Source organism: Pseudarthrobacter sp. SSS035, assembly GCF_023273875.1.
Classification (GTDB): domain Bacteria; phylum Actinomycetota; class Actinomycetes; order Actinomycetales; family Micrococcaceae; genus Arthrobacter.
This window is the reverse complement of the sequence record NZ_CP096882.1, coordinates 3,029,024-3,048,137: the sequence shown is the minus strand read 5'-3', so window position 1 is coordinate 3,048,137 and position 19,114 is coordinate 3,029,024. Positions and strand designations below refer to the sequence as shown.

Below are 19,114 nucleotides of genomic sequence, written 5' to 3'. Positions count from 1 at the left end.
CCCAGCTTGCCGCTACATGTCCGCCAGAAACGACCCCGGATTTTCCATCGCGTCGGCCACGAACCGCAGGAACCCTGCCGCGGCGCCGCCATCGCACACCCGATGATCGAACGTGAGCGTCAGCTCGGTGACCTTGCGGACCGCGAGTTCCCCGTCCACCACCCACGGCTTGTCAATGATGCGCCCGACGCCCAGGATCGCCACCTCGGGGTGGTTGATGATGGCTGCGGAACCGTCCACCCCGAAAACGCCGTAGTTGTTCAGCGTGAAAGTACCGCTGCCCAGTTGCTCCGGCGTCGCCCTGCCCTCGCGTACGACGGCGGTGAGCCGGCGGATCTCCACGTCCAGTTCGCGGGCACTGAGTTTGTCCGCGTTGCGGATCGAGGGGACCATCAGCCCCCGGTCCGTCTGGGCCGCGAAGCCCAGGTTGATGCCGGCGAAGCCAACGATCTCCTGGGAGCCGTCGACAGCAGTTTCGATGCGGGTGTTGAGGTCCGGGAACCGTTTTAACCCAGCAGTGACAAAACGCGCGATGAACGCGAGCAGCCCCGGAGTGTTGTGTGGATCAGACTTCTTGAGGCCTGCCCGGAGTTCCACCAGCGCCGTCGCGTCGACGTCCACCCAGACGGTGGCCTCGGGGATCTCCCCACGGCTGCGGGACATGTTGGCGGCCACGGCCTTGCGGACACCCTTGACGGGCGTCCGGGCGGAAATGCCCAGACCTGTGCGTGTGTCGACAGCCCCCTGGGTTTCGACAGGCTCAACCACCGGGCGTTCTGTGGTTGAGCCTGTCGAAACCTCCACCGGGCTCGCCTCAACCGCCGGATGGATTATGGCTTCAACATCCCGGCGCATAATGAGCCCGCTGTCACCGGAGCCGCGAATGTCGCCAAGATCCACGCCGTGTTCCCGTGCCATGCGCCGGACGAGCGGTGAAATGACGGCGCCGAGCTTGCCCGGGACGCGCGTGCGGAGGAGCGAGATGTCCACCTCCGGGATTTCGACAGGCTCAATCACCGAAGCAACAGCCCGCGGAGCCCTCGTCCGCCGGGCAGCGCCACTGCCGCCGGGAGTCCCGTACCCGATCAGCACGTTTCCGGACCCGGCCTTCTCTTCTTCACGGTACGTATCCGCTGCGCCGGTTTCGGCAGGCGTGGTTTCGGCGGGCTCAACCACCGAGGCAGGCTCAACCACCGAGCCCACCGGAAGCACGGAGATCAGCGGCTTGCCCACGTCCAGCGTCTGGCCCGGCTCGCCGTGGAGCACCGTCACGGTGCCGGCGTACGGGGACGGGACTTCCACCATGGACTTGGCCGTCTCAACTTCGGCGATGGGCTGGTCCACGCGGATCTCGTCCCCCACGGACACGAGCCAGTTGACCAGCTCGGCTTCGGTCAGGCCTTCGCCGAGGTCGGGCAGCAGGAATACTTTCGGTTCACTCATGGTCAGTTCTCCCACTGGAGGTCGTCTACGGCGTCGAGGATACGGTCCACGCCGGGCAGGTAGTAGTGCTCGAGCTTCGGTGCGGGGTACGGGACGTCAAATCCCGTCACGCGACGGATGGGGGCAGCGAGGTAGTGGAAGCAGCGTTCCTGGACCCGCGCCACGATCTCGGAGGACACGGACGCAAACCCGTGCGCTTCCGCAATCACCACGGCACGGCCGGTCTTCCGGACGGACGCGCACACCGTCTCGTCGTCGAAGGGGACGATGGAGCGGACATCGATGACTTCCAGCGAGCGCCCCTCCTCCGCAGCGGCAGCGGCTGCCGCCAGCGCGGTGGGGACGGACGGTCCGTAGGCGATCAGCGTCGCGTCGGTCCCGGGACGGGCGACGGCGGCACGGCCTTCCGAGGACTTGCCCGCCTCGACGTTAAGTGAGTGCTGCGCCCGGAGATCCCCAAGGTCCACCATGTCTTTCGACCAGTAGAGCTTCTTCGGTTCCATAAACATGACGGGGTCGTCCGAGTCGATGGCTTCGCGGAGCATCCGGTACGAGTCGGCAACGGTTGCGGGCGTGAACACCTTCAGGCCCGCCGTGTGGGCGTAGTAGGACTCGGAGGAGTCGCAGTGATGCTCCACTCCCCCGATGCCGCCGGCGTAGGGAACCCGGATCACCATGGGCAGCTTCACGGCGCCCCTGGTGCGGTTGTGCATCTTGGCCACGTGGCTGACGATCTGCTGGAACGCCGGATACGCAAACGCATCGAACTGCATCTCCACCACCGGCCGCATCCCATTCATGGCCATCCCCACGGCCATGCCCACAATGCCGGACTCGGCCAGCGGCGTGTCGAAGCAGCGCTGCTCCCCGAAGGTTTTGGTGAGGCCGTCCGTGATGCGGAAAACCCCGCCAAGGAGGCCCACATCCTCGCCGAAGACCAGGACGGACGGATCGGCGTGCATCGCATCCGCCAGAGCAGTGTTGAGGGCCTTGGCCATGGTGACGGCCTGCGGCACGGAAGCTTCAGCCACAGAAGCGGCGGACGCTGCCGCCCGGGCAGTTGCTGCGCTGACGTTGCCGTTCGCCTCGGACGATGTGGTGATGGTCGGACTCATTTCGGCGACTCCTCAGACGACGCTTCGCGGGCAAGTTCATCGGCCAGCATGGCCGACTGCTCTTTCAGCTGTGGTGTTGGCACGGAGAACACGTGCCGGAAGAGTTCCTGGGGGTCCACCGGGACGTCCTCGCCCAGGCCGTCCCGCAGCTGGGTGGCAACGTCCTCAGCGTGAGCAGCGATCCGCGCGGCACCGTCGTCGTCCAGCAGTCCACGCCCGGTGAGGTACGTCTTCATCCGGCTGATGGGATCCTTGGCCTGCCACTCGGCCACCTCGCTGTCCTGCCGGTAGCGGGTGGCATCGTCGGCGTTGGTGTGTGCCTGCATCCGGTACGTGTGTGCCTCCACGAGGAGTGGCCCGGAACCTTCCCGGGCGAGCTTCACGGCCCGGTCCAGCACGGCGAGGAGGGCAACCACGTCGTTGCCGTCCACCCGTTCGCCGGCCATGCCGTAGCCCACGGCCTTGTGGGCGAGCGACGGCGCCACGGACTGGTGCGCCAGCGGCACCGAGATGGCGTACTTGTTGTTCTGGACAAAGAAGACCACCGGCAGGTGGAAGACGGCGGCGAAGTTCAGGGCCTCATGGAAGTCACCCTCGCTGGTGGCGCCGTCCCCGCACATCGCCAGGACAACGGTGTCCTCGCCGCGGAGCTTTGCCGCGTGCGCAACCCCCACGCCATGGAGCAGCTGCGTCGTGAGCGGCGTGCACTGGATGCCCACCTTGTGCCTGGCCGGATCGTAGCCGCTGTGCCAGTCACCCCGGAAGATGGTCATGGTCTCCACCGGATCAACCCCCCGGGCCATGACCGCCACGGCGTCCCGGTAGGTGGGGAACAGCCAGTCGCCGTCGGAAAGGCAGAGAGCGGCCGCCACCTGGCAGGCTTCCTGGCCATGGCTGGACGGGTACACCGCCATGCGGCCCTGGCGGACCAGCGCCGAATTCTGATCGTTGACGCGGCGCCCGACGACGAGCTGCTCGTAAGCGGCCAGCAGTTCCTCATCGGCGGGCACCGGATACTCGTGGCCGGGCTCTGTGCCCTGCTCGCCTTCTGCCAGGAGCCGTCCCTCCGGGTCCACCATCTGGATCTGGTGCCGGGCGGGCAGCATGTAATCCTCCACCGTGATGCCGAACTTGCGCACCGCTTCGGATACGGCATCTTCAGCCGGCAAACGCTGGGCCTGGTCCGACGCAGGGTGGTCCGCGGAGATCGTCATTGGTCCGTCCTTCTGTAGCCACTAGTCGGTTCCAGTATGGCCCCGGGGCAAGTTTCGTATCCAGTACCTGAGCGAATCATGGAGAATACCGATGCTTACGGTCATTTTGAGAGACGAATCGCAACCAGCGGTGGCGCTGCAGCAAGGAGCCGTGGACGTATTGGCACGCATATCGGTCCGGGCGGTGTCGGCATCGCCCAGGGATAAAAAATCGCCCCAGCCTTATTGGCGGAGGCGACAATTTCACTCGACTTGTTCGTCAGAGTTCACGGTCCACCCTCGGGCTGGTGGCAGCGACTTTTGCGGGCTTTCACCTGAATAACAAGCTCTGCGTCCACGGAGCGAGCGTATCGCTGGAGCGTGAACAGCGTCGGGTTGCCTCCGAGTCGCTCAAACTCGGAGACCGTCGACTGGGACGTTCCCATAATTTTGGCTAGTTGGCTCTGTTTTATTTCAGGTGCTTCCGGCGCTCCACCAGCTGAAGGATGGTTTCCGTCAGCGTACGGGCATCCTCCTTCGCATGAACTACCAACGAGTCTTCAGCGTCAATGCCGAGCTCGTCAAAGAGTTGGCTCATTACCGTCTCCCTTCGCGGTTACCTAACTATCGGTTGCAACCGATATGGTGTCAGTTCATTTCACGTTGACCGGTGCGGCGGACGGCGGCTCGGCAGTGAGCGACGCGCTGGGAGTCGGCGTCGGCGTGGACTTGGGGGAAGGTGCCCGCGGTTGCCGCCAGCACGCCGGCGAGAATGATCGTGCCGACGACTCCGGCGAGGAGCAGGCCACCGCCGTCGAACCTCCGGCGGCAAGCCGGTGACCGGCTCGGGGGCAGCGCGGCCGCAGCCGCTCCCGCCCGGTATTTGGGGTTACCAACAATGGGGTCGAAGCGTATTATTTATGTATGACAAAAATACGGGAAACCATCGACGGCCTGCCGGTCACGGAAGAGATGATTCAGGCCTGGGCAAATGAAGCTGAAGCAGGCTATGAAGTCGAGAAGCTGCATGCTCCTCGGCGAGGCCGCCCGTCGTTGGGGCAAAGTCCCGGCGTGCAGCTGTCCGTGCGTCTGGAACCGGAATTGGCGGAGCTATTGTCGCAGAGCGCTGCCGAAAGGCATATCAGTAAATCCGTTCTGATTCGCGACGCGGTTCGGCACTACTTGCACGCTTCGTGAAACGAACTGTCCGCATTTCGGTCAGAAAACATGGAGTAAGTGAGGAAGACGCTCTACACGCAGTTGCTAACGGCATCCATGAAAGCTACCTCGACGATGGAAGCCCTGCACGCCGGCTCATCTTGGGCTTCGACATTCAAGGGACGCTGCTGGAGCTAGTCGTCTTACGGTTCGACAGCGGAAACGAAATGGTCATTCATGCCATGCCCGCCCGCAAGCAATACCTGAAGCTCCTGTCCGAACAGTGAGCGCTACGCCCCCATGTGCCGCGCCCGGCGCAAAAAGCTAATGCAGCGGCCGAGTCTCCTGCATGCTCCCCGAATTCAGCAGTCAGCCCGTCGGTGATGTGGAAATCCCCTCCCAGGCGGCCCACGTCCTCGCCGAAGACGAGCACGGACGGATCGGCCCGTCCGGGTCCACCTGTAGCCACTAGTCGGTTCCAGTATGGCCCTCGAGGAAGTTTCGTATCCAGTAGTTCGCCGAATCGTGGAAGGTTCCGCCGGATGGACCTACTCTGGAAGACGAATTGAAATGTGATCTGGACAACGAGCGGGAGCGGTGGACGAATTGGCACGACTTGAAGGAGAGCCCGGTGAGGTGCCGCTGGACGACGTCGATCGCCGGATCATCGCCGAACTCACCCGGGACGGGAGGATGTCCGTGACGCAGGTGGCCGAGAACGTCCACATCTCCCGGGCCCACGCGTACACCCGCATTGCCAGGCTGACCGGCGAAGGCGTCCTGACCAAATTCACGGCCCTGGTGGACCCCATCAAGGCCGGGCTGAAGTCCTCCGCCTACGTGACGCTGAAGGTGAGCCAGCATTCATGGCGTGAGCTGCGCGAACAGTTACGTGCGATTCCGGAGGTTCATCACATCGCGCTCGTGGGCGGCGATTTTGACGTGATCCTGCTGGTGCGCGCCATCGACAACACCGACCTGCGGCGGGTGATTTTCGACCAGCTGCAGGCGATGCCGGGCGTCCAGGACACGCAGACTTTTCTGGTGTTTGAGGATGTTGATACGCGCTAGTAGATGGTGTCCGAGGCATCGCCGCGTCCGCGGGAGGCGGCTTACTGAATCAGCGTGGCCCAGGACTCCAGGAACTTCTCAGCAAGATGCGCGTGGCCGGCGGTGTTCGGGTGCGCACCGTCAAAGTCGAATCCCGGGCTGTTGGCACCCGTGAACCAGCCGGCCCCGTAGGCGTCGATGAACGGAGCACCAGCGGCTGCGGCCCCGGCGCGGACGGCGCTGTTCGCACCTTGCAGTTCCTCCGCTAACGGCTGGGGGGCCGAGGGCCCAAGAACCACTACCTGGACGCCGGGCCACAACCTGCGGGCCGCCTCGATGGTCTGCGCCGTGGCGGATTGGATTTCATCAGGGCTGGTGGCCAGGGCGTCGTTCTGGCCGCCTTGCAGTATGAGGACGTTGGGGACGAAGCGCGGATCCGCAGCGGCTTCCCGCAACCGGACCTCGTACTCACGGGCCGCGCTGTCCTGCGGACCACCGCCCCACGCGAAGCCGGTTCCGCCCTCACCGTCGATGTTGGTGGGGTATCCGAGTGCGTTGGCAACAACGTACGCCCACCCCTGGTCTGGCAGTTCCGCGCCCACACCGGCAGTGTACGAATCGCCAAGAATCAGGAGGACGGGCTGGGCGGGAAGCTGAATTTTCAGCCGTTGAGCCGTTGCGGTGGCTGTAGGTGCCTGGGTTGCCGTAGCAGTCGGCGTGGCCACCGGAGAGCTTGCCGTCACAGGGCTGACGGCTTCGCCTGGGCCGCGCGGATTCGTCAGGGCGATTCCTGCTACCCCGAAGGCAACGACGGCCAGCAGAAAGAGTGCTCCGTACTTGATCCATTCCTGCTTGGTCAGGTTAAGTCCACCACCGTTTCCCGTCACCCGGCACATCATACCGGCGTCGTCGCGGAGAAACTCAGTTTGTTCAGGTAAGAGGTGATCCGTCTCGGCACAGGCCCGGGCAATGGTCGACGACGGCCTGGTCACCAAAGTGCCCAATCCCGACGGTGGTGCTGGCCTCCTCGGTCGTGCTCAGGCTCCAGACCGTCGTCTCGGCGCGAAGGAGCCTAGGTCCGTCCGGCGAGCTCCAGTTCCCGGACGGGCTCCGGAGCGGGACGGACGACGGCGGGGTCCAACCTTCTGGATGCCCAGCGGCGGATGGGTGTTTCCACAAATCGGAAGGACAGGTAAGCCATCAGCACTGTCAGGATTGCCGTCAGCGGTACGCGGACGGCCAGTGATGGGACGAGAGGAATGAGCAGGATAAAGATCGGCAAGTGCCAAAGGTACATCCCGTAGGACAGGTCCCGGCCAGGGCGGGAAAGCCAGCGGTGGCCCAGGATCTTTGAGACGAGGCCTTCTGGCAGCAGGACAAGCCACCCGATGGCCAGCCCGGCCAGTATTGCCAAGGCAGTTGGACCGGCGGTCCAGAAGATATCAAACCAGGCACTGGGTTCGGTGGGCTCTTTGAGCATGAACACGGCCAGCACCAGGGCGAGCCCCGCTAGCGGACCGAACCGGCGCACACCGGCCTGCAGCGAGCCGTGGAGCCGCGAGCCTGGGCTGATGCACGACAACACCAGGGCCACGGCGCACCCCAGCAGCAACTCGTCGGCCCGTGTATCCGGTCCGTTGTAAATCCGGGCCAGCGATGCCCCGCCGGAGACCAGGAAGAAGCGTGAAACCAGGAACCCCGCCGCCAGGACGGCCGTTATCCAGGCGACCGTGCGGACCTTCCAGAACCTCAGCATCAGCAGAAGGAGCACTGGCCAGACCAGGTAGAACTGCTCCTCGACGGCGAGCGTCCAGGTTGGGCTCAGCGCACCGCCGCCGGTTGAGGAACCGAAGGCTCCGAAGTTGGACAGGTTCATCAGGTAGCCAGCCGCCGGAATGGCATCGGCTTCCTGACCGCCCCACCCCGACGACGGAAAGATCAGGCCGACCATAACCACGACAGCACAAAGAACCAGCAGCGCCGGCCAGAGCCGGGCGAGCCGTTTGGCGTAGAAAACGCCAAGCCGCAGCTTGCCCGTGGAGCGGTACTCCTTCATGATCAGGAGAGTGATCACAAAGCCGCTGAGCGTGAAGAATACGTCCACGCCAATGGATCCACCGGGGGCGAACCCGGTGACGGTGTGGAAGAGAAAGACGCCGATCACCGCGACGGTGCGCAGGCCATCGAGTGCGTGCTGCCGCCCGGACATCAATCCGGAACCGGGGGCCGGCGGGCGTTCCACCATGGTCGGGAGTCGCGTACTTGGCCGAAAAATCACTCATCGAGCATAGATAAGGTTCCATATGCTCAGCTGACTGAAGGCTGGGCGCCAGCTGGATGCGAGAGCACGAACCGCGCCCGTCTGGGCCCGAACCTAGCTCATTGGATCAGCGTGACCCAAGACTCCAGGAACTTCTCAGCAATGTGATTGTGGCCGGCGGTGTTCACGTGGGAGCCGTCAAAATCGAACTCTGGGCTGTTGGCACTTGTGAACCAGCCAGCATCGCTGGCGTCGATGAACGGAGCCTTAGCGGCTGCGGCCCCAGCGCGGACTGCGCTGTTCGCACTACGCAGTTCCTCCGCGAGCGGTTGTGGGGCGGATGGGCCAAGTACTACTACCTGGACGCCCGGCCAGAACCTGCGGGCCGACTCAATGGTCCGCGCCGTGGCGGTTTGGATTTCATCAGGATTGTTGATGAGAGAGTCGTTCTGTCCGCCTTGAAGGATGAGGACGTTGGGGACGAAGACGGGGTTCTCAGCGATTCTCTGCAGCCGAACTTCGTACTCAAGAGCCTGGTTGTCCTGTGCGCCGCCGCCCCACGCGAAGCCGGTTCCGCCCACACCGTCGATGTTCGTGGGATATCCGAGCGAGCCGGCAACAAGGTAGGCCCATCCCTGGTCTGGCCGGTCCGCGCCGTCACCGGCAGTGTACGAATCACCCAGAATAAGGACGACGGGGTCGGCGGGAAGCTGGATTCCCAACCGTTGGGCCGTTGCAGTAGCTGTGGGCGTGGGTGCAGGGGGCGCACTGGCAGTCGCCGTGGCCGCCGCCGGGGTTACCGTCACCGTGTTGCTGGCTTCGCCTGCGCCGCGCGGATTCGTCAGAGCGATACCTGCTACGCCGAAGGCAACTACGGCCAACAGAAAAAGTGCACCGTACTTGATCCACTCCTGCTTGGTCACGTTGAGTCCCGCACCATTTCTCGTCACCCAGCACATAATACCGGCCCGGGATTGCCCAAGCCCTTCCGCGCCCGGGTAGAGGCTGAGTCTTTCCAGTCGACATTTGCACCGAGCTGCACAACCCTAGTTGGAGTACTGCGACCAGTTCCCGGTTGCAAGCAACGACCCGATAGTGACCGAACAGGTCACCGCGGTCTTCACGGCTCACTTCAGCGACAACGCGGGCCGATGCTGCGGACAGGCAGGCCGCTTCCGAGGACTTCAGCCACTTCTCGCAGCCTTCGGCCTCCAAGCCGCCTGGTCGAGGCGCTGGCATTGCTCGGCAACGCAAAGCCGACGAACACGTGCATGCTACCCAACGAAAATCTGGCCATCGGCAGCGTCAGGGAGGTCATCGAGCTTCCGGAGTGGCGCGTTACCTTCGCGTTGAAGGAGCGGTAGAAGTCCAGCCCGCGTCAATGGCAACCGCATTCAACTTCATCCAGATGGTTTGCATCATTCCGACCCCGCCTCGGCGGACCAGGACCGCGACGAGCCGGGTCCCTGTCCACCTTTCAACCAGGACATCTTCAGCCCACCGGGTCACGAACACATCGTCAGCAACCCAGACAACACCATCCTTCACGCCAAAAAGTCCTACTTGAAGCCTCGTCTTGTTGTCCATTACGATCCGCCCGAGGTGAGACTTCCGGATGTGCTTCTCACTCGCATTCCGCCCATGTGCCGAACATAATCCACACCATATGCCCAGGCCACGAGTACTGATTACCTGCATTTCAGTGGGCAAGGTCAATCACCTACTCAGGTAGCACTAGAACGTACCTGAAACAGGCCGCTCAACTCCCCCAACGACCGGCCGGCGGTTACTCTACGGTGACGCTCTTGGCGAGGTTGCGGGGCTGGTCCACGTCGTAGCCCTTGGCCGAGGCGAGGGCCAGGGCGAAGATCTGCAGCGGGACCGTGCTGAGCAGCGGGGCCAGCAGCACGGGGGTTTCCGGGATGTAGAAGACGTGCTCGGCGTAGGCCTTCACGGCCTCGTCGCCCTCTTCGGCGATCACAATGGTCTTGGCGCCGCGCGCCCGGACTTCCTGGATGTTCGAGACCACCTTGGCGTGCAGCGAGTCGCGGCCGCGCGGGGACGGGACCACCACAAACACGGGCTGGCCCTCCTCGATCAGCGCGATCGGGCCGTGCTTGAGCTCACCGGCAGCGAAGCCCTCGGCGTGGATGTAGGCGAGCTCCTTGAGCTTCAGCGCACCTTCCATGGCCACCGGGAAGCCGACGTGGCGGCCCAGGAACAGCACAGACTTCGCCTCCGCCATGGACACGCCGAGTTCCTTGATCTGCGCCTCGTTGTCCAGGATCCGCTGGATCTTCGCCGGGATCTTGTTCAGGTCCGCCAGGATGTCCTTGATCTCACCCTGGAACTTGTTCCCCCGCAGCTGCGCCAGGTACAGGCCCAGCAGATACGCCGCCGTGATCTGCGCCAGGAACGCCTTCGTGGAAGCCACGGCGATTTCCGGGCCGGCGTGCGTGTACAGCACGGCATCGGATTCACGCGGGATCGTGGAGCCGTTGGTGTTGCAGATCGACACCGTCTTGGCGCCCTGTTCCTTGGCGTAACGGACAGCCATCAGGGTATCCATGGTCTCCCCGGACTGGGAGATCGAAACGATCAGGGTGTTCTCGTCCACGATCGGGTCCCGGTACCGGAACTCGTGGGAGAGCTCCACCTCGGTGGCGATCCGGCACCAGTGCTCAATGGCGTACTTGGCCACCTGCCCGGCATACGCGGATGTCCCGCAGGCCAGCACAATGATCTTGTCAACGTTCTTGAGCAGCTGCGGGTCAATGCGGAGCTCATCCAGGGTCAGCTTGCCGTTGACGTCCGAGCGGCCCAGCAGGGTCTGCAGCACGGCGTCGGGCTGGTCATGGATTTCCTTCTCCATGAAGGACGGGAAGCCGCCCTTTTCCGCCGATTCCGGATCCCAGTCCACGTGGTATTCCTTGCCCTCGGCCGGGGCGCCATAGAAGTCCGTGATCTCCACCGTGTCGGCGGTGATGGTGACAATCTGGTCCTGGCCCAGCTCCACCGCACGGCGGGTGTAATCGATGAACCCGGACACGTCCGAGCCCAGGAAGTTCTCGCCCTCGCCCAGGCCCACCACCAAAGGTGAGTTACGGCGGGCGGCAACCACAACATCCGGCTGGTCCGCGTGGACCGCCAGCAGCGTGAAAGCACCCTCAAGGCGCTGGCAGGCGAGCTGCATGGCCTTCGTCAGGCCGCCGTCGGACGTGTCGCCGTGAAGCTTGTTGCGGAAGATATCACCCAGCAGCACGGCCGCGACCTCGGTGTCCGTCTCGGACTCGAACGCGTAGCCCTTGGCCACGAGCTCCAGCTTGAGCTCGGCGAAGTTCTCGATGATGCCGTTGTGGATCAGGGCCAGCTTGCCGCCGTCGGACAGGTGCGGGTGCGCGTTCTGGTCCGTGGGACCGCCGTGCGTGGCCCAACGGGTGTGCCCAATCCCGGTGAACGTCTCCGGCAGCGGACGCTCCTCCAGCTCGGCGAGGAGGTTGCTCAACTTGCCGGACTTCTTCCGGGACTCGATGGCACCTTGCGAGACCACCGCAACCCCCGCGGAGTCGTAACCCCGGTACTCCAGACGGCGCAATCCCTCAAGGACTACATCCAACGCACTGTGACCGGCATTCACACGGCCAGCAGAATGGCCCACATATCCAACGATTCCACACATGGACAAAACGCTACCGTTTTGTGGGCCACAGCCCGAATTTGGATACAGATCACGACGTGAACCGTGTCGACTTATCGGACTCCGCCGGCAATTTCGCCGACATCAGCAGACTTGGCGGGCACTGTAATCGACGAACCTCTGCACCTTGGCACGATCGGCAGGTACCGACGAACTGGTGGGGACAGTCCAGCGGACCATCGCCTTCCCCCCGAGGCAACGAAATCTTCACTCCACCTGTATATCACTGGGGGCCAGAAATTCCGCCGGACCTCATCGTAGTATTACATGTCGGCTAACACTGATCCCGGGGATTCCATCGCGTCGGCAACGAACCCGACGGAATCCGGCCGCTGTGCCACCATCGCAGACAATGTGATCGAAGGTGAGCGTCAGTTCGGTAACCTTGCGGACCGCAAGTTCCCCACCCGCCGCCAACCTGTTAATGATCCGGCCTCCACCAACAATCGCCAATTCGGGGCGGTTGATGATCGCGGCCGCCCCAAGCACTGTCGGCGTGGCTTTACCTTCACGAGCGAGATCCGTCATTCGGCGGATCTCCCTATCCGCTCACGGGCACTTAGCTTATTGGCCCGCCGATGGAAGGAAACATCAGCCCGTCGCCTGCTGGGCCGTGAATCCAAGTTTGATACCGTCGAACGCGACCATCGTCTGCGAGCCGTCGGCGGCAGTTTCAATCCCCGGCGGAAGCAGTTTGATCTCCAGGCCCAGGGACCGGCGAACGCGGCGACCGACCCCGTGGTTCGGCCCCTGCCGATGCCGGACTCGTTGTCCCCCAACAGCGGGGCCGGAACCGCCTGTGTGTCCTGCAGCAGAGTCCACATTCCACCCAGAAGATCCGGCGTCGTCCGCGACGGCAGCATCCGGGCCTGGATGAACAAAGACGCGGAACCGGACCAGGCCACCCGCTCCGCGAGCGTCGCGGCCGGCATCGTCGGCGCCTTCACCAACAACTCCCGACCCTGGAAGCAAACACATCAAAACTCGACACACCCGCAGCCCGCTGATACTTCCGCACCCGGTCCGACTCCAGCACCCGATCCACCCTTCCGAGGGAAACGTCACGATCCTGCCGATCTCACGCTTCGAGTGCTTACCCGTCGAAACGGGTGGCGCATCTCCGCCCAATCATCCAAATTGATCACCATCCATAATGGTCGCTGGCCCATATTCTTGTTGGCTTAACAGGATTCGTGGCACCCCACGGGCATGGGATCCCTACAGTTGCAGCCGATGAGCAGCACTTGCTCAAATTTTGTCCATTCCTTGATCAAACCTTGAGGCAAACCAGCATGCAGCCTTCATAGGCTCAATCTACGAGTAAACGGCAGCACTTCGAACAAGGAGAACAAAGTCTCAATTTTTGCGATTTCCGCCGAAGCTGTCACTTGATCGTTTTAGGGCAAAAAAATAATACGACGCACTGAACCATGAAATTCACGTGAATGCCACGCGCCGAAAGGGGGCCAAATTCAGGCTCCAGGGGAGGGCCCGGATTTGGGATTCTACGGAGACCGAATCCACCTCCCGCACTGTCTTCCTATCTGAAGGGATCGCGGTGATTGGCAGTCGAAGTCCGGCCGGAAAGTATTTCCGGCTTTAGCCCAAAGCAGACCGCACTGAGAAACGCGTCGCCTCCACGAGGGTTCATGGAAGTTCAAAACAAATTGCTTCAAGAGGCGGCAATGCATGAGTTTGAGAGGCTGGATATTGATAATTGAAACAGGACTGCTCCGCGTCAATAGCTCACTTGCTTGGCGGAACAGTCATGACTAACAAGCGTGGGAAGAACGAACATCCATCGCCCGAAGCCAACGCGGGAGTCAGACGCCGCCGCCTTCTCACTCTTGGAACTCTGGTAACTGCGTTCACCGGAATTTCCTCACTTTCGGCGGGCCAGGCGAAGGTCGCCAACGCTGCCCCAAGTGTGATCTCGGCGGAGCAAGTCCCTAACTTGTCTGCCACCATCCTTGACGTGGGAGGAGTTGCCTTCGCGCCGCTTGGGCCGGGTAACAACGGTATTCACCATGGCCGCTATCTCGACGCAAAACGCGCAAAAGGCGGCGTCATCGGCACGGGCGGCAAGGGCGTCGTTGCGTTCCGTGTTGACCACATGCTAGACCAGCACCGCTCGACGACATGGCCGATCCTACGAGACCGTGGGATGTCCTGCGGGCTGGGTGTTGTGACCGGTGCCATCGGAAATCGCCTGGACGTCGAGCCAACACTCACAACTTGGGATGAGTTGCGCAAGATGCACTACGAGGGTTGCGAGATCTGGTCCCACTCCGCCACTCACAAAGACCCCACGCCGTACGGAACCACAGGCGGGCTGTCGGCCTACGGCGAGATCGTCCAGCCGCGCATCGACCTTGAAGCGCAAAACCTACGGGTAATGGGATTCCAAATGCCTGGCGTCACCGGAGTACTCGACCCCAACTACTCGGGCAACTTCACGACTATCGAGCAGATGGGCTCACCTAACGGACAGATGTTCCTCGCCAACTACGGTCTGATTGAAATTGACCGGGGTGCAGAGGGAGCCCGCCGCCGCCTTCCTACAGATGGTTGTTTCATGCTGGGGCACGCCACCTTAGACACAATGACGTTGGCACAGGCCAAAGCCAACGTCGATTTTGCAGTTGACTACGCAGGCGGTGTGGAGTTAATGTTCCACCCGAAGTACATCGGGATGCCCGGCTACATGACCGTGGCCACCTTCACTGCCGTTGTGGACTATGTCGCAGCAAAGAGGGACGCCGGCGTTCTTGAGGTTCTGACGCCATCAGGCCTTGCGTTTGCTGATCCTTCCAGCACCAACCGCATGAACCTGCTTCTTCAGTCTGACTTCGACGGCATCACTCCAGCTGGCAGTGTCCACGGAAAATGGACAGCCAACAATGCAACTGGCGTCACCGTCGAAACGACGGGAGGCCACAGTGGAACCAACTTCCTTCAATTCGCGGCAACGTCCGGCGCAAACTATTTGTACCAGCCCTACACCTACACAAGCGAAGCTGGCATCAAAGGTGCAGCTTTCGGAGTGGAAGCATGGGTGAAGCAACCAGACGCTGTAGGCTCTGGAACCGTCCGCTTTTATCTCATGGACAACTCGGGCAGCACTCCAGCGTTCGTCATAGACAAACGAATCACGCTCAAGCCTGGACAAGGCTGGACAAAGATTAGAGTCCCTTTCTGCATTCCCAAAACATGCAACAACCTGATGCTGCGCGTCTCCCGCTTTCCGGACGCCAATACTGGCAACGTGGCTTTCGACGAGGTCAAGTTATTGGCGATCTAGCCTCGATTTTTCATGGGGGTTGGGTTGGCTGCCGGATCCCGGTTTGATCCTCATCCGGACTGATTTTTTGGTTTTGGGCGCGCTCGCGGGGCCGGTTGTCACTGGTTGGCGTGGGGTTCCACGTCTCCGATTGGTCGTGCTGGTCGTTGTTGGGGTGGCCGGGCGCAGTTCTCAGGCCGGGAGTCGGACCCGATGTCGGAGGCCGGTATTTAGCCCGGCGATGGCGGCCAAGAGTGTGGTGATCGTGCCGGTTTCCGGGGCTTTGTCAGGGATCAGCAGCCGGGTCCGCCCGGCCCTGGTGATGAGTTTCCCGGCGGTGGCGAAGAGCCGGTAGCGCCACCGTTTCATGTCCCATCCCGGCTCTTCACGGTTCCCGGGGAATGGTCTGCTGAGATGAATGCTCATGCTGCCATTCGGGCCGCACTTCTCAAGAGGATACGCGATTTGTAGTTGTCCGGATTTCGATAGCCTCGCGCGGCACACGGTCCGGTAAAGCCTGTTGGTTTCCGGCATTGCGGCGCGTGCGAGGAGGTCAGCAAGCGCGTTCTTGGCCGCACCCGCGTCCTCGAGGGAGCTGGTGTTCAGCAGGGTGCGTAGCTGTTCTTTGACCTGCCAGGCGGCTTGGAGGCTTCCAGTGGGATCATCGGCGGAGAACACGCCGGCCAGCCGGTGCCGGCCGCGTTCTGAGAGGCGCTCGTCCGCTTTCAGCAGCAGCATTCGGTTCGCCCACGCCGGGTCCGTGGCCCTGCCCCGCCGGCCCCGAACCTGCTGAGACAGTCCCTGCCGGACCGTGGTGAGCATGTCGTTGGCCAACATGGTCATGTGGAACAGATCCACCGAGACCGCCGTGCGCGGCAGCCACATACGCAGCGCTTTCCGGAACGCCGCTGACGGGTCGATCGCGACGACCTGCACGCCGAGCCGCCACTCCAGGGGCCGGGCGAAGAGCCAGTCGCCGACGCCCTTGTGGTCCCGTCCGTCCACGATGCCCAGGACCTGGCCGGTGTCCAGATCAACGATCGTGGTCATCCACGGCTCGTACCGGGTCCACGCCTTCGTGGCAGGGTCCTGGAAGAACCGCACGGACCGGTACCGGTGTTCATCGATACCCAGCATCCTCGGCGCCAGGAGGTCAACGTCCGGAAGGCGGAGAGCGGCATCCCCGATGACCTGCTGGACCAGCCACCACGAGATCCCGAACGCCAGGGCTGTCTCGGACACAGCACGACCGGAATCGATGACCGCGTCCACCAGCGTCTCCCGGAGCCTGCGTGTAGATCGTGCCCGCCGCGGGACCTGGGGTGTCGCTTCGCAAAACGATTTCCGCTCACACAAATACTCGTCACAGAACCAGCGCCGCTTGTCCCAGAGGAGCACTACCGCGCCGGCGACCGGAATGTCACGCAGCTTCTGGCAGCGGCGCTCCTTGACCCGCGAAGCGATCACTCCGCAGCTCGGGCAGCCCGGCGGGAACGTGGACTCCACGGTGACGTGGCGGATCCCGCCCGGGAGCAGGACGATGCCGGCGACTCGGTAATCGGGCAGGTTGAAGATCAAGCTGGCAGCGTCATGGCCAGCCCCAGTAGGCTCTAACAAGGCTCGTGGTTCCTGTTCAGGTTGAATGCGTAGTAACACTCATCCCAGCAGGACCACGAGTCCTCTGCTAACTACAACACGAACCTATTTCCCCGGGAACCTTGAAGAGTGTTAACGCCAACCGAAAACAGGACCACTTCTGCCATTTGAAAACAGGGCCACCGACCATTATGGAAGGTGATCAATTTGGATGATTGGGCGGAGATACGCCACCTGTTTTCGACAGGCAAGCACTCGAAGCGTGAGATCGGCAGAATCGTGGGGGTTTCCCGCGGAACGGTGGAGCGTGCGCTGGAGTCGGACCGGGCACCGAAGTATCAGCGGGCGGCCGGAGTATCGAGTTTTGATGCGTTTGCTCCCAGGGTGCGTGAGCTGCTGGTGAAAACGCCGACGATGCCGGCCGCGACGCTGGCGGAGCGGGTGGGCTGGTCCGGTTCCGCGTCACTGTTCCGGGCGAAGGTCGCCGCGATCCGGCCCGAATACGCGCCGCCTGACCCGGCCGACCGCCTGGTCCACGAGCCGGGGTTCCAGGTCCAGTGCGATCTCTGGTTCCCGCACGAGCCGCTGCCCGTCGGTGAGGGCCAGAACGACACGCCCCCGGTGCTGGTGATGACTTCAGCGTTCTCGGGATTCATCCAGGCACGGATGCTGCCTTCGCGGACGACGCCGGACCTTCTGGGCGGAATGTGGACTCTGCTGCAGGACGCGCAGGCGGTTCCGTCGCGGCTGTTGTGGGACAACGAGTCCGGCATTGGCAGGCGCAAACCGACGGAGCCGGTGGCCGCGTTCGCCGGGTCTTTGGGATTGGAGATCAAGCTGCTTCCGCCGCGGGATCCGGAGTCCAAGGGCATGGTCGAGCGGATGAACAGGTTCTTCCGGCAACGCTTCATGCCGGGCCGGGACTTTCGCTCCCCGGCGGACTTCAACGGCCAGCTGGAGGACTGGCTGCCCAAGGCCAATCACCGGTATTCACGGTCCCGCCACGGCCGCCCGGACGAGCTGATCGTCCTGGACCGGGAGAGGATGCGGGAGCTGCCGCCGGTGTCCCCGGAGGCGGTGTTCCGCAACGCGGTGCGGCTCCCGCGGGATTACTACGTGCGGGTGTTCTCCAACGACTATTCCGTGGACCCGTCATTCATCGGGCGCATCGTGGACGTCGTCGCTGATCTGGACACCGTCTGGGTCACCCATGACGGTGTCATCATCGCCACCCACGTCCGGGCGTGGGCCCGGCATCTGGTCCTGACTGATCCTGTCCACGTGGCCCGCGCGGCGGTGATGCGCCGGGACTTCCGGACCCAAAGAGTCCACCGCCCCGAACCCGAGGAAGTCGTGGAGGTGCGGGATCTGGCCGCCTACGACGAGATCTTCGGCATCGACCTCGGCCAGCAGCCGGCGCCCCTTCTGGAGGTGGCCTCATGAGCGGGACACCGTCACAGATCGAGTACTACGCCCGGGCCCTGCGCGCACCGCGGATCAGTGATGGGTTCCGCCGGCTCGGGGACCAGGCCAGGGACGCCGGCTGGTCCCATGAGGAGTACTTGGCCGCTGTCCTCTCCCGGGAAGTCTCCGAACGCGAAGCCTCGGGAGCGGCGACGCGGATCAAGGCCGCGAGGTTCCCGGCCCACAAGGATCTCGAAGAGTTCAACTTCGACCATCAGCCCTCCGCGGACCGGAACCTCATCGCGCATCTGGGCACCGGGGTGTTCCTCTCTGAGGCCAAAAACGTGGTCCTGCTCGGACCTCCCGGCACGGGCAAAACCCATCTCGCGGTCGGCATTGGCATCAAGGCAGCCAAGGCCGGGCACCGGGTTCTCTTCGACTCCGCCACCGGCTGGGTCGCCCGGCTCCAGGAGGCGCACTCCCGCGGGAAACTCGCCCAGGAACTGGTCAAACTCCGCCGTTATAGCCTGCTGCTGGTCGACGAAGTCGGCTATATCCCGTTCGATCAGGACGCGGCGAACCTGTTCTTCCAGCTCGTCTCCAGCCGCTACGAACATGCGTCCATGATCCTGACGTCGAACCTCCCGTTTGCCCGCTGGGGTGACGTCTTCGGAGACCTGACCATCGCCTCGGCCATGATCGACCGGATCGTCCACCACGCCGAGGTCATCAGCCTCAAAGGCAACAGCTACCGGCTCAAAAAACACCAACCCGACGCCAGTACGGCACAATAGAACCACAACCTCGTGGCCCCGTTTTCAATTGGCACTAATGGCCCCATTTTCGGTTGGCGTTAACAGAAGAGCCGCCTTGATGGCGTCCCACGCCGTGTGCCAGGAAACTCCGAACTGGTAGGCC

The 19,114-nt window shown here is 63.0% G+C and carries 19 protein-coding genes; 8 read left to right on the top strand and 11 right to left on the bottom strand.

Going from position 1 to position 19,114, the window contains the following annotated elements:
• Positions 1–12: 12 nt before the first annotated feature.
• The 5 genes from MUN23_RS14045 to MUN23_RS23485 form a co-directional block, all read right to left on the bottom strand.
• Positions 13–1,443, bottom strand: a complete 1,431-nt coding sequence (locus MUN23_RS14045; protein WP_248759146.1) for a dihydrolipoamide acetyltransferase family protein — start codon at positions 1,441–1,443, stop codon at positions 13–15.
• A gap of 2 nt (positions 1,444–1,445) precedes the next feature.
• Positions 1,446–2,558 carry an alpha-ketoacid dehydrogenase subunit beta gene (locus MUN23_RS14040; RefSeq protein ID WP_248759145.1) on the bottom strand — a complete coding sequence of 371 codons (1,113 nt, stop codon included), beginning with the start codon at positions 2,556–2,558 and terminating at the stop codon, positions 1,446–1,448.
• Entirely contained in the window at positions 2,555–3,772 is a 1,218-nt protein-coding gene (locus MUN23_RS14035; protein WP_248759144.1) for a thiamine pyrophosphate-dependent dehydrogenase E1 component subunit alpha, read from the bottom strand. Before MUN23_RS14035 ends, MUN23_RS14040 begins: the two co-directional genes overlap by 4 nt.
• 266 nt (positions 3,773–4,038) lie before the next feature.
• The gene (locus MUN23_RS23665; protein ID WP_371875913.1) at positions 4,039–4,197 is read right to left on the bottom strand and encodes a helix-turn-helix domain-containing protein; all 159 of its coding nucleotides are present in this window, start codon (positions 4,195–4,197) and stop codon (positions 4,039–4,041) included.
• 23 nt (positions 4,198–4,220) lie between these two features.
• Positions 4,221–4,349 (bottom strand): hypothetical protein, encoded by a 129-nt coding sequence (locus tag MUN23_RS23485; RefSeq protein WP_256468622.1) that lies wholly within the window; start codon positions 4,347–4,349, stop codon positions 4,221–4,223.
• Positions 4,350–4,393: 44 nt separating this feature from the next.
• Between MUN23_RS23485 and MUN23_RS14030 the strand changes: the two genes are divergently transcribed.
• The 5 genes from MUN23_RS14030 to MUN23_RS14015 all read left to right on the top strand — a co-directional run bounded on the left by MUN23_RS14030 (position 4,394) and on the right by MUN23_RS14015 (position 5,980).
• Positions 4,394–4,591 (top strand): hypothetical protein, encoded by a 198-nt coding sequence (locus MUN23_RS14030; protein ID WP_248759142.1) that lies wholly within the window; start codon positions 4,394–4,396, stop codon positions 4,589–4,591.
• Between the two features lie 84 nt (positions 4,592–4,675).
• Positions 4,676–4,948: a ribbon-helix-helix domain-containing protein gene (locus MUN23_RS14025; protein ID WP_248759140.1), complete on the top strand. Its 273-nt coding sequence runs from the start codon at positions 4,676–4,678 to the stop codon at positions 4,946–4,948.
• On the top strand, positions 4,945–5,196 hold the full coding sequence (locus tag MUN23_RS14020) for a toxin (protein WP_248759137.1): 252 nt from the start codon (positions 4,945–4,947) through the stop codon (positions 5,194–5,196). Before MUN23_RS14025 ends, MUN23_RS14020 begins: the two co-directional genes overlap by 4 nt.
• A gap of 62 nt (positions 5,197–5,258) precedes the next feature.
• The gene (locus MUN23_RS23480) at positions 5,259–5,381 is read left to right on the top strand and encodes a hypothetical protein (protein ID WP_256468621.1); all 123 of its coding nucleotides are present in this window, start codon (positions 5,259–5,261) and stop codon (positions 5,379–5,381) included.
• A gap of 134 nt (positions 5,382–5,515) precedes the next feature.
• Positions 5,516–5,980, top strand: a complete 465-nt coding sequence (locus tag MUN23_RS14015) for an Lrp/AsnC family transcriptional regulator (protein ID WP_248759136.1) — start codon at positions 5,516–5,518, stop codon at positions 5,978–5,980.
• A gap of 41 nt (positions 5,981–6,021) precedes the next feature.
• Here MUN23_RS14015 and MUN23_RS14010 read toward each other — a convergent pair whose 3' ends face one another.
• The 5 genes from MUN23_RS14010 to MUN23_RS23660 all read right to left on the bottom strand — a co-directional run bounded on the left by MUN23_RS14010 (position 6,022) and on the right by MUN23_RS23660 (position 12,444).
• Positions 6,022–6,855, bottom strand: coding sequence for an SGNH/GDSL hydrolase family protein (locus MUN23_RS14010; protein WP_371876040.1), 834 nt, complete (start codon positions 6,853–6,855; stop codon positions 6,022–6,024).
• Positions 6,856–7,031: 176 nt separating this feature from the next.
• Positions 7,032–8,204: an acyltransferase gene (locus MUN23_RS14005; RefSeq protein ID WP_248759133.1), complete on the bottom strand. Its 1,173-nt coding sequence runs from the start codon at positions 8,202–8,204 to the stop codon at positions 7,032–7,034.
• Positions 8,205–8,338: 134 nt separating this feature from the next.
• Entirely contained in the window at positions 8,339–9,178 is an 840-nt protein-coding gene (locus MUN23_RS14000; protein WP_371875912.1) for an SGNH/GDSL hydrolase family protein, read from the bottom strand.
• An 827-nt stretch (positions 9,179–10,005) separates the two neighbouring features.
• Positions 10,006–11,898, bottom strand: a complete 1,893-nt coding sequence (gene glmS, locus MUN23_RS13995) for a glutamine--fructose-6-phosphate transaminase (isomerizing) (RefSeq protein ID WP_248759130.1) — start codon at positions 11,896–11,898, stop codon at positions 10,006–10,008.
• 270 nt (positions 11,899–12,168) lie between these two features.
• Positions 12,169–12,444: a 2-oxo acid dehydrogenase subunit E2 gene (locus MUN23_RS23660; protein ID WP_371875911.1), complete on the bottom strand. Its 276-nt coding sequence runs from the start codon at positions 12,442–12,444 to the stop codon at positions 12,169–12,171.
• Positions 12,445–13,684: 1,240 nt separating this feature from the next.
• Between MUN23_RS23660 and MUN23_RS13985 the strand changes: the two genes are divergently transcribed.
• Positions 13,685–15,217 carry a hypothetical protein gene (locus MUN23_RS13985; protein ID WP_248759124.1) on the top strand — a complete coding sequence of 511 codons (1,533 nt, stop codon included), beginning with the start codon at positions 13,685–13,687 and terminating at the stop codon, positions 15,215–15,217.
• 171 nt (positions 15,218–15,388) lie between these two features.
• Here the strand turns inward: MUN23_RS13985 and MUN23_RS13980 are convergent, their stop codons facing one another.
• Complete coding sequence (locus MUN23_RS13980) at positions 15,389–16,774, bottom strand: ISL3 family transposase (protein WP_371875910.1); 1,386 nt, start codon at positions 16,772–16,774, stop codon at positions 15,389–15,391.
• Positions 16,775–16,990: 216 nt separating this feature from the next.
• Here MUN23_RS13980 and istA point away from each other — a divergent pair, with 216 nt between their 5' ends.
• Both istA and istB read left to right on the top strand, forming a co-directional pair.
• Entirely contained in the window at positions 16,991–18,235 is a 1,245-nt protein-coding gene (istA, locus tag MUN23_RS13975) for an IS21 family transposase (RefSeq protein ID WP_248759123.1), read from the top strand.
• Positions 18,232–18,990: an IS21-like element helper ATPase IstB gene (gene istB, locus MUN23_RS13970; RefSeq protein WP_248759122.1), complete on the top strand. Its 759-nt coding sequence runs from the start codon at positions 18,232–18,234 to the stop codon at positions 18,988–18,990. The genes istA and istB overlap by 4 nt, the downstream gene beginning before the upstream one ends.
• Positions 18,991–19,114 lie beyond the last annotated feature (124 nt).

Excerpts from the sequence above, each read along its gene's own strand:
- MUN23_RS14045 (WP_248759146.1), bottom strand. The coding sequence starts at position 1,443 with ATGAGTGAACCGAAAGTATTCCTGCTGCCCGACCTCGGCGAAGGCCTG.
- MUN23_RS14040 (WP_248759145.1), bottom strand. The coding sequence starts at position 2,558 with ATGAGTCCGACCATCACCACATCGTCCGAGGCGAACGGCAACGTCAGC.
- MUN23_RS14035 (WP_248759144.1), bottom strand. The coding sequence starts at position 3,772 with ATGACGATCTCCGCGGACCACCCTGCGTCGGACCAGGCCCAGCGTTTG.
- MUN23_RS23665 (WP_371875913.1), bottom strand. The coding sequence starts at position 4,197 with ATGGGAACGTCCCAGTCGACGGTCTCCGAGTTTGAGCGACTCGGAGGC.
- MUN23_RS23485 (WP_256468622.1), bottom strand. The coding sequence starts at position 4,349 with ATGAGCCAACTCTTTGACGAGCTCGGCATTGACGCTGAAGACTCGTTG.
- MUN23_RS14030 (WP_248759142.1), top strand. The coding sequence starts at position 4,394 with ATGGTGTCAGTTCATTTCACGTTGACCGGTGCGGCGGACGGCGGCTCG.
- MUN23_RS14025 (WP_248759140.1), top strand. The coding sequence starts at position 4,676 with ATGACAAAAATACGGGAAACCATCGACGGCCTGCCGGTCACGGAAGAG.
- MUN23_RS23480 (WP_256468621.1), top strand. The coding sequence starts at position 5,259 with ATGCTCCCCGAATTCAGCAGTCAGCCCGTCGGTGATGTGGAAATCCCC.
- MUN23_RS14010 (WP_371876040.1), bottom strand. The coding sequence starts at position 6,855 with ATGTGCCGGGTGACGGGAAACGGTGGTGGACTTAACCTGACCAAGCAG.
- MUN23_RS14005 (WP_248759133.1), bottom strand. The coding sequence starts at position 8,204 with ATGGTGGAACGCCCGCCGGCCCCCGGTTCCGGATTGATGTCCGGGCGG.
- MUN23_RS14000 (WP_371875912.1), bottom strand. The coding sequence starts at position 9,178 with ATGTGCTGGGTGACGAGAAATGGTGCGGGACTCAACGTGACCAAGCAG.
- glmS (WP_248759130.1), bottom strand. The coding sequence starts at position 11,898 with ATGTGTGGAATCGTTGGATATGTGGGCCATTCTGCTGGCCGTGTGAAT.
- MUN23_RS23660 (WP_371875911.1), bottom strand. The coding sequence starts at position 12,444 with ATGACGGATCTCGCTCGTGAAGGTAAAGCCACGCCGACAGTGCTTGGG.
- MUN23_RS13985 (WP_248759124.1), top strand. The coding sequence starts at position 13,685 with ATGACTAACAAGCGTGGGAAGAACGAACATCCATCGCCCGAAGCCAAC.
- istB (WP_248759122.1), top strand. The coding sequence starts at position 18,232 with ATGAGCGGGACACCGTCACAGATCGAGTACTACGCCCGGGCCCTGCGC.